Origin of the sequence: Enterobacter cloacae complex sp. 382A5 (assembly GCF_050031095.1) — a bacterium.
Taxonomy (GTDB): domain Bacteria; phylum Pseudomonadota; class Gammaproteobacteria; order Enterobacterales; family Enterobacteriaceae; genus Enterobacter; species Enterobacter cloacae.
Genome location: NZ_JBLGVK010000001.1, coordinates 970,790 through 984,526 on the forward strand (window position 1 = coordinate 970,790; position 13,737 = coordinate 984,526).

17 protein-coding genes are annotated in these 13,737 nt (G+C 53.9%); 13 read left to right on the forward strand and 4 right to left on the reverse strand.

Translation table 11 applies throughout. The annotated features are described in order from the left end of the window. The first annotated feature begins 8 nt into the window (after positions 1–8). A complete protein-coding gene (locus ACQG2G_RS04565; RefSeq protein WP_013095800.1) occupies positions 9–632 on the forward strand; it encodes a helix-turn-helix domain-containing protein in 624 nt (207 codons plus the stop codon). Here ACQG2G_RS04565 and ampH read toward each other — a convergent pair. Next, the gene (ampH, locus tag ACQG2G_RS04570) at positions 629–1,795 is read right to left on the reverse strand and encodes a D-alanyl-D-alanine-carboxypeptidase/endopeptidase AmpH (protein WP_061771743.1); all 1,167 of its coding nucleotides are present in this window, start codon (positions 1,793–1,795) and stop codon (positions 629–631) included. The genes ACQG2G_RS04565 and ampH overlap by 4 nt on opposite strands. 204 nt (positions 1,796–1,999) lie before the next feature. On the opposite strand from ampH, the gene ACQG2G_RS04575 reads away from it, so the two are divergent. The 3 genes from ACQG2G_RS04575 (at position 2,000) to ACQG2G_RS04585 (ending at position 4,981) form a co-directional block, all read left to right on the forward strand. Next, positions 2,000–2,533: an isochorismatase family protein gene (locus ACQG2G_RS04575; protein ID WP_023620961.1), complete on the forward strand. Its 534-nt coding sequence runs from the start codon at positions 2,000–2,002 to the stop codon at positions 2,531–2,533. Between the two features lie 115 nt (positions 2,534–2,648). Next, positions 2,649–3,869, forward strand: coding sequence for a peptide antibiotic transporter SbmA (gene sbmA, locus ACQG2G_RS04580; RefSeq protein ID WP_013095803.1), 1,221 nt, complete (start codon positions 2,649–2,651; stop codon positions 3,867–3,869). 14 nt (positions 3,870–3,883) lie between these two features. Then, positions 3,884–4,981 carry a DUF1615 domain-containing protein gene (locus ACQG2G_RS04585; RefSeq protein WP_038418780.1) on the forward strand — a complete coding sequence of 366 codons (1,098 nt, stop codon included), beginning with the start codon at positions 3,884–3,886 and terminating at the stop codon, positions 4,979–4,981. Here ACQG2G_RS04585 and ACQG2G_RS04590 read toward each other — a convergent pair. Further along, the gene (locus ACQG2G_RS04590; RefSeq protein WP_013095805.1) at positions 4,978–5,280 is read right to left on the reverse strand and encodes a DUF2755 family protein; all 303 of its coding nucleotides are present in this window, start codon (positions 5,278–5,280) and stop codon (positions 4,978–4,980) included. The genes ACQG2G_RS04585 and ACQG2G_RS04590 overlap by 4 nt on opposite strands. A gap of 247 nt (positions 5,281–5,527) precedes the next feature. Here ACQG2G_RS04590 and ACQG2G_RS04595 point away from each other — a divergent pair, with 247 nt between their 5' ends. Next, the gene (locus ACQG2G_RS04595; RefSeq protein ID WP_061771742.1) at positions 5,528–5,764 is read left to right on the forward strand and encodes a DUF2754 domain-containing protein; all 237 of its coding nucleotides are present in this window, start codon (positions 5,528–5,530) and stop codon (positions 5,762–5,764) included. Here ACQG2G_RS04595 and ddlA read toward each other — a convergent pair. Then, positions 5,761–6,861 (reverse strand): D-alanine--D-alanine ligase, encoded by a 1,101-nt coding sequence (ddlA, locus tag ACQG2G_RS04600; protein WP_047023650.1) that lies wholly within the window; start codon positions 6,859–6,861, stop codon positions 5,761–5,763. The genes ACQG2G_RS04595 and ddlA overlap by 4 nt on opposite strands. A 102-nt stretch (positions 6,862–6,963) precedes the next feature. Here ddlA and ACQG2G_RS04605 point away from each other — a divergent pair, with 102 nt between their 5' ends. From ACQG2G_RS04605 to adrA, 5 genes are all read left to right on the forward strand, one after another. Continuing rightward, positions 6,964–7,647 (forward strand): extensin family protein, encoded by a 684-nt coding sequence (locus ACQG2G_RS04605; RefSeq protein ID WP_058682040.1) that lies wholly within the window; start codon positions 6,964–6,966, stop codon positions 7,645–7,647. A 169-nt stretch (positions 7,648–7,816) separates the two neighbouring features. Continuing rightward, positions 7,817–9,031, forward strand: a complete 1,215-nt coding sequence (locus ACQG2G_RS04610; protein WP_013095809.1) for a multidrug efflux MFS transporter — start codon at positions 7,817–7,819, stop codon at positions 9,029–9,031. A gap of 211 nt (positions 9,032–9,242) precedes the next feature. Beyond that, entirely contained in the window at positions 9,243–9,503 is a 261-nt protein-coding gene (gene iraP / locus ACQG2G_RS04615) for an anti-adapter protein IraP (RefSeq protein WP_013095810.1), read from the forward strand. A 292-nt stretch (positions 9,504–9,795) separates the two neighbouring features. Further along, entirely contained in the window at positions 9,796–10,116 is a 321-nt protein-coding gene (psiF, locus tag ACQG2G_RS04620; RefSeq protein ID WP_013095812.1) for a phosphate starvation-inducible protein PsiF, read from the forward strand. A gap of 103 nt (positions 10,117–10,219) precedes the next feature. Next, the gene (gene adrA / locus ACQG2G_RS04625) at positions 10,220–11,323 is read left to right on the forward strand and encodes a diguanylate cyclase AdrA (protein WP_061771741.1); all 1,104 of its coding nucleotides are present in this window, start codon (positions 10,220–10,222) and stop codon (positions 11,321–11,323) included. Between the two features lie 17 nt (positions 11,324–11,340). Here the strand turns inward: adrA and proC are convergent, their stop codons facing one another. Further along, positions 11,341–12,150: a pyrroline-5-carboxylate reductase gene (gene proC / locus ACQG2G_RS04630; RefSeq protein ID WP_061771740.1), complete on the reverse strand. Its 810-nt coding sequence runs from the start codon at positions 12,148–12,150 to the stop codon at positions 11,341–11,343. Positions 12,151–12,246: 96 nt separating this feature from the next. On the opposite strand from proC, the gene ACQG2G_RS04635 reads away from it, so the two are divergent. From ACQG2G_RS04635 to yaiA, 3 genes are all read left to right on the forward strand, one after another. Then, entirely contained in the window at positions 12,247–12,708 is a 462-nt protein-coding gene (locus tag ACQG2G_RS04635; protein WP_029882460.1) for a YaiI/YqxD family protein, read from the forward strand. A gap of 142 nt (positions 12,709–12,850) precedes the next feature. Then, on the forward strand, positions 12,851–13,375 hold the full coding sequence (gene aroL, locus ACQG2G_RS04640) for a shikimate kinase AroL (RefSeq protein ID WP_013095816.1): 525 nt from the start codon (positions 12,851–12,853) through the stop codon (positions 13,373–13,375). 44 nt (positions 13,376–13,419) lie between these two features. After that, the gene (gene yaiA, locus ACQG2G_RS04645) at positions 13,420–13,611 is read left to right on the forward strand and encodes a protein YaiA (RefSeq protein ID WP_013095817.1); all 192 of its coding nucleotides are present in this window, start codon (positions 13,420–13,422) and stop codon (positions 13,609–13,611) included. Positions 13,612–13,737: the final 126 nt, after the last annotated feature.

Genomic DNA, 13,737 nt, shown 5'->3' on the forward strand with positions numbered 1-13,737 from the left:
AGGTCTGCATGAAAGTTAATGCGAAACCACTTTCTGAATTAAGCCGGCTCGAACAGTGTTTGAAAGTAGCCAGTACCCCATTTAAATCTGCTCCCCAGCAGATTATTTCAAATGATGATAATGATGAACCCAGCACCTTTGTATTACAGACCGGCGTTATTGAAATCTATCGCCGTTCTGACGAGTTGCTGATTGGCATTGCCACCGCGCCCTTTATTCTGGGGCTGACTGCAGGCATGCTTGATTACAGCAAGGAATATCGGGTCGTTGCCAAAAATCCGTGCACAGGCTTTTATTTACCTGCTTCGACCTCTCTGCAGCTTATTCAGCAAAGTTCTCTCTGGAAAGAAGCTTTCTGCTGGCTGTCCTGGATTAAATCCATTCTGGAAAAGCGGGACAGGCAACTGGTAGGAAATAACTCCTATCACCAAATCCGCGCCATGCTGCTGAATATGGCCGAATGGGATGAAACCCTGCGCTCAAAAATTGGTGTGATGAATCATATTCAACAAAGCACGCGCATTTCGCGTTCGGTCGTGGCAGAGGTACTCGCTGCGCTTCGACAGGGGAACTACATCAATATGAGCCGGGGCAAACTGGTTAGCATCAACCGTTTGCCCACGGAATATTAAGGCTGGACGGAGGCGGTAAGCACCTGGGCTTTATTGGCGCTGAGCTCAGCCACTAAGTTATTGATCCCATCGCTCATATTGACGAAACGGGTATTTGGCGAGCGGGTGACCACCACAAAAGCGCCCACGTTGGACTGGGGGATCATTGCCATATAGGTAATGAATCCTCCACCACCCCCCGTTTTCTGAATAATGCCCGGACGGCCATTTTTAGGTGCCATATATACCCAGCCCAGACCGAGGGCGTCGGCTTTGCCCGGCACGTCCATACCGATCACGCGGTGCAACTGGCTGCGCTGGTAAATCAGCGTCTGCATTCGGTCGGCCTGATGGCTGCGTGAGTAGAAGTCTGATGAGAGGAACTGCTGCATCCAGCGCATCATGTCGCCAGGGGTGGAATAAACCCCGCCGCTGCCGATGGCTGCCAGCGTGTTGTTACACGGGCTGGCACCTTTTTCGGCGACCATCAGACGGCGGCACTGATCCGGTGATGGGGTGAAGGTGGTGTCCTTCATGCCCAGCGGGCGCGTGATCTGCTCTTCAAACAGCTGCGTATACGGTTTGCCCGCTGCCGTCGACAGCGCATCGGCCAGCAGGTCAAACGCCAGGTTGGAGTAAGAGGCCTGAGAACCGGGCGCGGACTTCAACGTGGCTTTGCTCAGGTAGTTCCAGCGCTGTTCACGCGTTGGCCAGACAAAAACGTCGCGATGCGCCGCACCACCTGGCTGCTCGCGAGGCAGGGCGCTGGTATGCGTTGCCAGGTTGACCAGCGTTATCGGCGTCCCCTGATACGTCGGGACACGTGCGCCCGGCGGAGCATACTTGCTGAGCGGATCGTCGAGTTTCACCACGCCCTGGTCCAGCAATTTCACCAGCATTTCGCTGGTCATCAGCTTGGTCAGGGACGCGATGCGGATGACGGAATCCAGCTGCGGATGAACATTATTACCGGGACGCGTTTCACCGAAACTGCGAAACACGCGCTGATTACCGTCGATGACGACCATCGCCATTCCCGTCGCGCCGCTGCCGTAATAAATCAGGTTCGCGTAGCGATCGGCAATATCTGATGCCAGAACGGGCGCCGTCAGCGGTTGGGCTGCCTGGGCGGTTGAGAAGCTCACCGCACACAGCGCGGCGAAAAAGAGCAGACAACGTTTCAACGAAAAGCATCCATAGTGTGAATGAGGAAAGTAATGGGTATTTATACTACTAAACCGTACGGTGCAATGCCCCGAATTACATAACGATAACCAGAAAAACGTAACTGCGAGTAAATCAGAAGAATTTACTTACCGTCAGTCTCCCATTTTGTGACATCGGCCTTATGATAGAGGGCTGTGTTACTCAATCTTGCGGAGAAGGGTATGTCCGGAAAGCGTGTGGTTATGGTTGTCGATATGCAGCAGGGGGTGTTCGAAACGCCTCGTCATCAGCGTGAAAAATGTGTTTCATTGATCAATCAGCTTACGCAGGCAGCCGATCGGGTGATTTTTATTCAGCATACCGAGCCTGGCGGTCTGGAAGAGGGCAGTGACGGGTTTGCCTTGCTGCCTGAACTGCATCAGCCTGCTGATGCCCTTTACGTGACCAAGACGGCCTGCGATGCATTCTATAACACCACGCTTGAGGCACTGCTCCGCGAGCAGGGGATCCGGGAGTTTGTCATCTGCGGTTGCGCTACTGATTACTGTGTCGATGCCACGTTCAAGAATGGCGTCAGCCGGGGCTACCACATCACCGTGGCGGAGGATGCGCATACCACCGCGAATCGCCCGGCGGCTGAAGCCCGCATTCTGATTAACCACTATAACGACGTCTGGCGCAACTTCATTGCGCCCGCAAACCCGCCCGCGGTGAAACGCACCGAAACAATTCTTGAAAACTGGAAAGCGAACTAATAATAAACCCTCGGGTCTGACCTTTTTGCCTGCGCCAGGCACCTGGCCCAGGCAAGATTTTCGTGTGGTGATGTGTTGAGCACAGCAACAGCCATAACAACAAGAAGGATGTATCATGTTTAAGTCTTTTTTCCCAAAGCCGGGGCCATTTTTCCTGTCGGCATTTATTTGGGCACTGATCGCTGTCATTTTCTGGCAGGCCGGCGGCGGAGCGTGGTTGACGCGCATCACGGGCGCGACGGGCGAGGTTCCCATTAGCGCGGCGCGTTTCTGGTCGCTGAGCTATCTGCTGTTTTATGCCTACTACATGGTCTGCGTAGGGCTATTTGCCCTGTTCTGGTTTGTCTATTCGCCACATCGCTGGCAGTACTGGTCGATTCTGGGCACGTCGCTGATCATCTTTGTCACCTGGTTTCTGGTGGAAGTGGGGGTGGCGGTTAACGCCTGGTATGCCCCGTTCTACGATCTGATCCAGAGTGCGCTGAGTTCACCGCATAAGGTGACTATCAATCAGTTCTACCACGAAGTTGGCATCTTCCTCGGTATTGCCCTTATTGCGGTGGTGATTGGCGTCATGAACAATTTCTTCGTCAGCCACTACGTCTTCCGCTGGCGTACGGCGATGAACGAACATTATATGGCGCACTGGCAACACCTGCGTCATATCGAAGGCGCCGCACAGCGTGTGCAGGAAGACACCATGCGTTTCGCCTCGACCCTTGAAGACATGGGCGTGAGCTTTATCAATGCCATTATGACCCTGATTGCCTTCCTGCCGGTGCTGGTGACGCTCTCGGCGCACGTGCCGGACCTGCCGATTGTTGGTCATCTGCCGTATGGCCTGGTGATTGCCGCTATTGTCTGGTCATTAATGGGAACAGGGCTGCTGGCCGTGGTGGGGATCAAGCTGCCTGGGCTGGAGTTTAAAAATCAGCGCGTTGAAGCGGCGTATCGTAAAGAGCTGGTGTATGGTGAAGATGACGCCAACCGCGCCTCGCCGCCAACCGTACGTGAACTGTTTGGCGCCGTGCGTCGCAACTATTTCCGTCTTTACTTCCACTATATGTACTTCAACATTGCGCGCATTTTGTATCTGCAGGTGGATAACGTTTTCGGTTTGTTCCTGCTGTTCCCGTCCATTGTTGCGGGTACGATAACGCTGGGTCTGATGACACAGATCACCAACGTATTTGGTCAGGTTCGCGGGTCGTTCCAGTATCTGATTAGCTCCTGGACCACGCTGGTGGAACTGATGTCTATCTACAAACGTCTGCGCAGCTTTGAACGCGAGCTGGACGATCGTGATCTGCAGGAAGTCACCAATACATTTAGCTAAAACAGGGAATTGCTATGTCTTTTGCCGTACCGCGTACATTATCGCTCTCTTTACTCGCCGCACTCGTGCTGGCGGGGTGTGCCGAAAAAGGGGCCGCCCCGCTTAAAAAAGGTGAGAAACCTGTAGATGTGGCGAGCGTGGTGCGGCAAAAAATGCCCTCTACGGTGAAAGACCGCAATGCGTGGGCCGAGGCGTTAGCGAAGACCTTTGAAAGTCAGAAAATTGCCCCTACCGAGGAGAATATCTGCTCGGTGCTGGCAGTGGCGCAGCAGGAGTCGATGTACCAGTCAGACCCGGTGGTGCCGGGGCTGAACAAAATTGCCTGGAAAGAGATCGACCGTCGCGCGGAATCGATGCATATCCCGGTGTTCCTGGTGCATACCGCCCTTAAAATCACCTCGCCAAACGGCAAAAGCTACAGCGATCGGCTGGACACGGTGAAAACCGAGAAACAGCTGAGCGCCATTTTTGATGATTTCATCAATATGGTGCCGATGGGGCAGAAACTGTTCGGCTCGCTTAACCCGGTGCACACCGGCGGCCCGATGCAGGTCAGCATTGCGTTTGCCGAGCAGCATACGGACGGTTATCCGTGGAAAATCGACGGGACGGTGCGCCAGGAAGTCTTCTCCCTGCGTGGCGGACTGTGGTTTGGCACGTACCATCTGCTGAACTATCCGGCGAGCTACAGCGAGCCGTTGTACCGTTTTGCTGACTTTAACGCGGGCTGGTATGCCAGTCGAAACGCGGCGTTTCAGAGTGCGGTCAGCCGTGCCAGCGGGGTGAAGCTGGCGCTGGACGGCGATCTCATCGCCTACGGCAGCAGCAAGGCGGGCACTACGGAACTGGCGGTGCGCAAACTGTCAACAACGCTTGGCATGAGCGATAGCGACATTCGCCGTCAGCTGGAGAAAGGGGATAGCCTGGCGTTCGAGAAGACGGATCTCTACAAGAAGGTTTTCGCGCTGGCCGAGAAAAAGAGTGGAAAAGCGTTACCGCGGGCAATCCTGCCGGGTATTCAACTGGAAAGCCCGAAAATCACGCGTAACCTGACAACGGCATGGTTCGCCAAACGCGTCGACGATCGTCGGGCTCGTTGCATGGGACGTTAATGGCGACGACGCAGGCGTACGACTAACGCGACAACACCGAGAATCAGACAACCCGCGAGGAAGGGGACAAGGCCAAACAAGGTGCTCACACCCAAACCAATCTCAACCCGCGGGCGTCCGTTATCCTGCACCTGCATCAGATGTTCATAGACGCCAGGCGCGTGAACCAGCATGTTGAGAAGCTGGGAGCCTGCCCAGAAGCAGAACAGGACAAACAGGGCATACGCAATATTACCCGCAGTGGAGGTTTTTGGTGGTGTGCCGCCAAAAATCGGTTTCGACAATGTAAAGTCAGCCATAAAGACCTCCGGAAATATCACTCTGTTAATACGCTTCGCACACGGTGAGTTTGACAGGTCATAGCATTTGTCAATATCAGAATCGTGGTAATTTCCCCTGCGGAATTCTCCTGGATTGTCGATTTCTGCAGCACATCACAAATTCATTACTTAACTGAAATTGCGTCGTGTTTCAGATTTTCCGCATCTGCCACAGACCCGATCGTAAAACTGTGAGAGGATGTCTTTTTTTCCTGCCGGAGTTGTTATGAAGCTCACGTCCAAACTACGCCGTGACTGGCACTACTACGCCTTTGCTATCGGGCTGATCTTTATTCTTAACGGTGTCGTAGGGCTGCTGGGGTTTGAAGCCAAAGGATGGCAAACCTATGCTGTCGGACTGGTGACCTGGGTGATCAGTTTCTGGCTGGCTGGGTTAATTATCCGCCGTCGTCCGGAAGCGACGACAGCGGATGAGACGGAGACGGTGAAAAGAACCGATTAACCGTTTACGGAACTTTTGAGTGCGCTGTCAGCGGCATGACGCTCCAGCGCCAGTTCGATCAGACGGGTGATCAGCTCAGAGTAACCCAGACCGCTGGCCTGCCACAGTTTTGGATACATGCTGATGTTGGTAAAGCCCGGCAGGGTGTTGATTTCATTAATCACCACCTCATTATCTGGCGTCAGGAACACATCCACACGCGCCATGCCGCAGCAGCCAAGAGCCTGCCAGGCGTTGATGGCGATCGCCCGGATCTTATCGTTGATGGCCGGATCGATATTTGCCGGCACGACGACCTGAGCGCCTTTATCATCAATGTATTTGGTGTCGTAAGAGTAGAAATCGCTGTTTAACACCACTTCACCGCAGGTGCTTGCCTGTGGGAAATCATTGCCCAGCACCGCGCACTCAATTTCACGGCCTTTGATACCCTGTTCAACCACGACTTTGTGGTCAAACTCAAAAGCCAGACGAACGGCTTCGGTGAACTGCGCTTCGCTTGTCACTTTGCTGACGCCAACGGAGGAGCCCTGGTTCGCAGGCTTCACGAACAGCGGCAGACCCAACTGGGCGGAAATCTGGCTGAAGGTGTATTTATCGCGGTTGGCGCGGGTGAGCGTCACGAACGGGGCAACGTTCAGCCCGGCATCGCGCAGCAGGCGTTTGGTGACGTCTTTATCCATACAGGCGGCGGAGCCCAGCACATCGGAGCCGACAAACGGCAGGTTTGCCATGCGCAGCATACCCTGCAGCGAACCATCTTCGCCCAGCGTGCCGTGGACGATTGGGAACACGACGTCAATCTGAGCAAGAGCCTGTGCATTACCGGCGTCGATAAGTTGCCCCTTCACAACGCCAGGAACGGTGGCGACGCTGATTTCAGAAGGATTAAGGGCGATATGTGCCGGATCGTTGGCGTTTAACAGATACTGGCTCGCATCGTTCACATGCCACTGGCCCTGTTTATCAATGCCCAGCAGCACTACGTCGAAACGGTTTTTATCAATCGCATCGACAATATTTTTTGCCGACTGCAATGAAACCTCGTGCTCCGCTGATTTTCCCCCAAAGACAATACCTACGCGCTGCTTTGCCATCTTACTCTCTTCCAGTCTGACGAAAAGCCAATAACATACCACGATGCCCTGCGGGTTTCGCGACCTTCTGCCATAATGTTTTGGGAGTAAAGAGGGGGGAGTGTGAAAGGCAAAACGCTGCTGATCGTTTTCATTCTGGTGGCAGTCGCAACGGTGGGTTACCGCTGGTTGCCGTCTCACTACAACCCTTTTACGCCGCTCTCGCTTGACGACCCGCCAGGCCCAATTACTCAGTACAAACTGCGGCGCCTTACCCCCGAGGCGTGTGCCAGCCTGTTATCGCAGGCCAATCAGAAGGCCCTTATTCGCACACAGCCTGTCGCCGACAGCGCCGGAGCATGCCCCCTTCACAACGTGGTGCGCGTGCGTGACTTCGGGCCGGTCAGCCTGAACAGCAGCTTTCTTGCCAGCTGCCCGCTGGCGCTGAGTTCTGCACTGTTTGTCAGCCAGCAGGCCCGGCCACTCACCAGAACCTGGACCGGAAGCGAGCTGGTGCGCATTGAGCACCTGGGCAGCTACGCCTGTCGCAATATTTACCACCGCCCTGATGCAAGACGCAGCGAACATGCCACGGCAGAGGCGCTGGATATCAGCGCGTTTCGGCTGGCGAACGGTGAACGGGTCACCATTCTGCACGGCTGGAGATCGACCAAAACGCAGCCGTGGCTGCAGGCGCTGCTGACAGCGAGCTGCGGCTACTACGGGAACGGCCTGGGGCCGGAGTATAACGCGGCGCACGCCAACCATTTCCATCTGGGAATGCGCGGCTTTGGACTCTGCCGCTAAAGCATAATCTTCCGCCAGAAATTGGATGATTTGTGACATATTTCACAAATATGATGACTGGGAAGATAAAACACCAAAGTCAGCAAGGCCGCATCTCTGGCACGGCGTAGATGCCGGTAACTTGCTAATCTGTCGACGCATTTGCCTAAAAATGAAGACTATTTCTTTTATGGAATCCTGGAAAGTTAACCTCATCTCGGTCTGGTTCGGGTGTTTCTTCACCGGGCTGGCCATCAGCCAGATTTTGCCCTTTCTGCCGCTGTACGTGTCGCAGCTGGGCGTGACCTCGCATGAAGCCCTCTCCATGTGGTCGGGGCTAACGTTCAGCGTGACGTTTCTGGTTTCCGCCATTGTGTCACCCATGTGGGGGAGCCTGGCGGATCGAAAAGGGCGCAAACTGATGCTGCTGCGCGCTTCGCTGGGAATGGCAATAGCCATCCTGCTGCAGGCCTTTGCCACTAACGTCTGGCAGCTGTTTATCCTGCGGGCGATCATGGGGCTGACATCCGGCTATATTCCGAACGCCATGGCGCTGGTCGCTTCACAGGTGCCGCGTGAACGTAGCGGCTGGGCGTTGAGTACGCTCTCCACCGCACAGATCAGTGGCGTTATCGGCGGCCCGTTGTTAGGCGGCTTTCTGGCCGACCACGTAGGGTTGCGCGCCGTCTTCTTCATTACTGCTATCCTGCTGGTGATCAGTTTTCTGGTGACGCTGTTTCTGATCAAGGAGGGGGGACGTCCGGTGGTCAGTAAATCCGAACGCCTGAGCGGCAAAGCGGTCTTCGCCTCGCTGCCGTATCCCGGGCTGATGATAAGCCTGTTCGTAACCACCATGGTGATCCAGCTCTGTAACGGTTCGGTAGGCCCGATTCTGGCGCTGTTTATAAAATCAATGGAGCCAGACAGCAGCAATATTGCGTTTCTCAGCGGGATGATTGCTGCCGTGCCGGGCGTATCGGCGTTAATCTCTGCGCCGCGGCTGGGAAAACTGGGCGACAGGATCGGTACGGCGCGTATCTTGATGGCCACGCTGATTTTTGCCGTGGTGCTCTTTTTTGCGATGTCGTTCGTCACCTCACCGCTTCAGCTCGGCGTGCTGCGATTCCTGCTCGGCTTTGCCGATGGCGCCATGTTACCTGCGGTGCAGACCTTGCTGGTGAAATATTCAAGTGACCAGGTGACAGGGCGTATTTTTGGCTATAACCAGTCATTTATGTATTTGGGTAACGTTGCCGGTCCGCTTATTGGCGCATCCGTTTCGGCGATGGCCGGTTTTCGTTGGGTATTTGCGGCCACGGCGATTGTGGTGTTGATCAATATTATCCAGCTGGCGATTGCGCTGAGACGCCGTCGCCAATTAGAGCAGGCGAGAGCAGCGCGTTAATCATTTGCCGTAATGTATTATATATTCTTATGGTTGCCGCATTTTTATATAACTAAATGCGGCTTTTTCTAAAGAGAAAAACGTTTCGCTGCTTGCCATTCATCTTTATTTTGGCAGCAGCATCACTTTTGCATAAGATAATACTTTTCTCCTCTTTGCATTATTCATTCTGAATGCTAAGTTCAGAAAAAACGCATAAGGAAATAGCACGATGAAAAATCTCATTGCTGAGTTGCTGGTCAAGCTTGCACAAAAGGAAGAAGAGTCAAAAGAACTGGTCGCCCAGGTAGAGGCGCTGGAAATTGTCGTTACGGCGTTGCTCCGACAAATGACACAACCGCAGCAACAGGCGTTAATCGATAATGTAGAAAGCGCACTGGACAAGGCTCGCCCCGATTCGCTGGTCCCCGCTGAAGATGCGGAGATGCTTCAGCAATACGTAAAGAAGCTATTAAGGCATCCTCGCAGCTAGCCTGCTGAAAGAGAATGGCCTGTCATAGAATGGTCATGCAGGATGCCTGTCGTCGCTCTGTTTTTATTTTTGGCCTTCGCTCTGGGAGAAAAGAATTTAAACAGAGCATCTATTTCATCGCATGCCTCTTGCTATTAAATACCCTAACGCATCAGGCGAAACCGGGTAATCAACAGCGTGCCGCGTCAGAGATGAAATAATGCATAAACCCGAAGAAAATCATTGTCGCAGGGTGGTTTTTTTCCCGCAACGAACCAGACTTAATGTGGAACTTCACATAAAGGATGGTGCAATGAAAACAACAATACTGGTTACCCTGTTTTCCGGCCTGTGCCTGATCGCCTCAGCGCATGCGGAAGAGAAAACCTTAACACCTCAACAGCAGCGTATGACGACCTGCAATCAACAGGCGACAGCAAAAGCGCTGAAAGGGGATGCCCGTAAGACATATATGAGCGATTGCCTCAAAAATGGTGCATCCAAACCAGATGAAAAAAGCCTGACGCCGCAGCAGCAAAAAATGCGTGAATGTAACGCTCAGGCCACGCAACAAATGCTGAAAGGCGACGATCGCAGCAAGTTTATGAGTGGTTGTCTGAAGAAACAGGCATAGTCCTATCGGGTGAGTCCTTACGGTGACTCACCCGAAATTTCATACTTTCTCCGCATCCCCCCTCTCTATAATTTGGGAAAATGTTTCAGAATATTCCCAAAATATGATGAACGACGAAAACTTTTACAATAAAGAGCGTATCGGGGAAGAGTGGCTTCAAAACCTTTCTCAGGATGACGCGCACCGTACCGGCATACGCTTTGCCCGGCGCGTCCGGCTGGGGCGGATTGTGGGTCTGGCGGCGATGTTTTTTCCTGTTGCCGGTGTGCTGGTCACGCATTTTCTGCCCGGCGGCTGGTGGTTATTACTGGTGAGCTGGGTTTTTATCTGGCCGCATCTTGCCTGGCAGTTCACCTGCCGTTCATCTCAACCTCATCAATGTGAAATCATCAATCTGAAGATCGACGCTATTTTTACCGGCATCTGGATTGGCCTGATGGGCGTGAACGCTCTGCCATCGGCTGCGCTGGTTATGATGATGGGCATGAATATGATGGGATCCGGCGGCTGTCGCCTGTTTCTCGCAGGCATTGCCATAACCACGTTATCCGCTGTCGTGACGCTGAAGCTAACCGGAAATGTTGTGGTGCTCTCTTCCGGATCGCTGGAGTGGTGGCTGACGCTGCCGGTCTTGATGATCTACCCAATACTCTTTGCCTGGGTGAGCCATCAGACGGCCATTCGCCTGGCGGAAAATAAGCGAAGACTTGAGCTGATGAGTACCCGCGATGGCATGACGGGCGTTTATAACCGGCGCCACTGGGAAACGTTGCTGCGGATGGAGTATGAAAAGTGCCGACGGGATCATTGTCAAACCACGATCCTGCTTATCGATATCGATCACTTCAAGAGCATCAATGATACCTGGGGACATGATGTGGGCGATGAAGCGATCATTGCTATCACTCGTCAGCTGCAGATGACGCTGCGGGCCGGGGATTATATTGGCCGTTTCGGTGGCGATGAGTTCGCGATCATCATGTCCGGCACCCCGGCAGAAAGTGCAATTGCGGCGATGTCCCGCGTCCACGAGCGGCTGAAAAAACTGTCGTTACCCTGTGCCCCGAACGAACGGCTTCGCATCAGCGTGGGGGTTGCGCCGTGGGGAACACAGTTTGCCCATTACCGCGAGTGGTTAAAAGCGGCAGATATCGCGCTTTATAAAGCCAAAAATGCCGGACGCGGACGTACCGAGGTGGCCGCCTGACGTCCGGCTTAGTTTGGTCAGGACTTACTCAGCTTCTCTGACTTTTCCATGCATTTCGCCATCGCTTCAATGACCGCCGCACGGAACCCGCGCTCTTCCAGCACCCGCACCGCTTCGATGGTGGTACCGCCAGGCGAGCAGACCATATCTTTCAGTTCCCCTGGATGCTTACCGGTTTCCAGCACCATTTTGGCTGAGCCCATCACCGCCTGTGCGGCAAATTTATAGGCCTGCGCACGTGGCATACCGCCAAGCACCGCAGCATCCGCCATCGCTTCCAGGTACATGAAGACATACGCAGGAGCAGAGCCACTCACGCCCACAACCGGATGGATCATCGATTCGGCAATCACTTCCGCTTCGCCGAAGCAGCGGAATATGTTCAGCACATCGGCCACATCTTCCGTGGTCACCAGCGCGTTAGGGGTGATGGAGGTCATCCCGGCATTGACCAGTGAAGGGGTATTGGGCATTGCGCGAACAATTTTACGGTCATGACCCAGTGCACGGGCCAGCTGATCGAGCGTCACGCCTGCGGCAATCGACACCACCAGCGTGTCTTTATTCAGGCTGGAGGTGATCTCGCTCAGGACTTTGATCATGATATTCGGTTTAACCGCCCCAAAGACGATATCGGCGACCTGGGCCACTTCCTGCGCGCTTTCGGCTGCGTTAATACCATACTCATCACGTAACGCCGCGACTTTATCCGGTGATGGTGTATAGACCCAAATCTGACCCGGCAGGACCTGCCCGCTGGCGATCAGGCCACCCAGGATGGCTTTGCCCATGTTACCGCAGCCAATAAACCCGATTTTCTTATCCATCACGTTTCTCCGTCGTTATGCGTTGTTTTCTCTGATTGATAGCTTAACAACGAAATGCAGGCGACAATAGTCGCCAGTATCAATAGGGGAGACATTATGGCGATTTGGGTTGATGCGGACGCATGTCCGAATGTGATTAAAGAGATTTTGTTCCGCGCTGCCGAGCGTGTTCAGATGCCGCTTACGCTGGTGGCAAACCAGAATATCCGCGTACCGTCTTCCCGATTCATTCGTGCGTTGCGGGTTCCTGCCGGTTTTGATGTGGCGGATAACGAGATCGTACGGCTGTGCAGCGCGGAAGATCTGGTGATCACGGCGGATATTCCTTTGGCCGCAGAGGTACTGGAAAAGGGCGCCGCAGCGCTGAACCCGCGCGGGGAGCGTTACTCACCAGCAACCATCCGGGAAAAACTGACCATGCGCGATTTCATGGATACGCTTCGCGCCAGCGGTGTGCAGACCGGCGGGCCAGATAGTTTATCTCAACGTGACCGCCAGCAGTTTGCCGCAGAGCTGGATAAGTGGCTGCTGGAAGTGAAACGTCGCACTGCTAAATGATAATCATTGTCAATATGTGGTACAGTATGGCAGTGACAGGGTTGTCATTCCGTAACGCTTTGCAGTAAAGTAAACGCAACATCTTCTGCAATTATTTCTTTACACTCTTCAGCCATCCGGCATCAAGGGGAAACACCTGGTTATGACCCAACCCATCTTTTTAGTTGGCCCCCGCGGCTGTGGGAAAACCACCGTTGGCCTGGAGCTGGCGCGTGCCTGTCAACGTCATTTTGTTGATACCGACCACTGGCTGCAGACGCAGGCCGGACAAACCATCGCGGATATCGTCGAAAAAGAGGGCTGGGAGAGCTTTCGCAGCCGTGAAACGGCCGCGCTGGAAGCGGTAACGGCACCCGATGCGGTGATTGCCACGGGCGGCGGAATTATTCTGGCGGAATATAACCGCCGCTATATGCGCGAAAAAGGGATTGTGATTTATCTCTGTGCGCCCGTGGCTGCGCTGGTGGGGCGTCTGGAAGCGTTTCCGGAAGAGGGGCAACGTCCTGCGCTGACCTCCAGACCGCTCAGCGAAGAGGTGAGCGAGGTGCTGGCGGAGCGCGATGCGTTATACCGCGAAGCGGCACATCACGTAGTGGATGCTTCCGCGTCGCCCGAAGAGGTTGTGATTCAGATTATTACCGCCCTGCGTTTGGCTTGTGCCAGCTAACCGCCGTCTATACTTATAGCTCTGACATAAAAAAAGGATGAGCTATGCCAACCAGACCTCCCTATCCGCGTGAAGCACGTATTGTTACCGTTGAAAAAGGCAATGGCGATCAAACCGTGACCTGGTATCAACTGCGTGCCGATCACCCTAAACCCGACTCTCTCATCAGTGAACATGAGACTGAACAGGAAGCGCTGGATGCGAAACGGCGCTACGAAGATCCCGATAAGTCATAGATGTTTTCCTAAACGCTCCAATACCGTGCCTGAATCACACTTTTTACTCATCGCTAATGTTAAGCAGGAGTTAATATTTAGTTATTACAGGTAGCTCCGCTACCGGCAGGTGATCTTTACATTTCG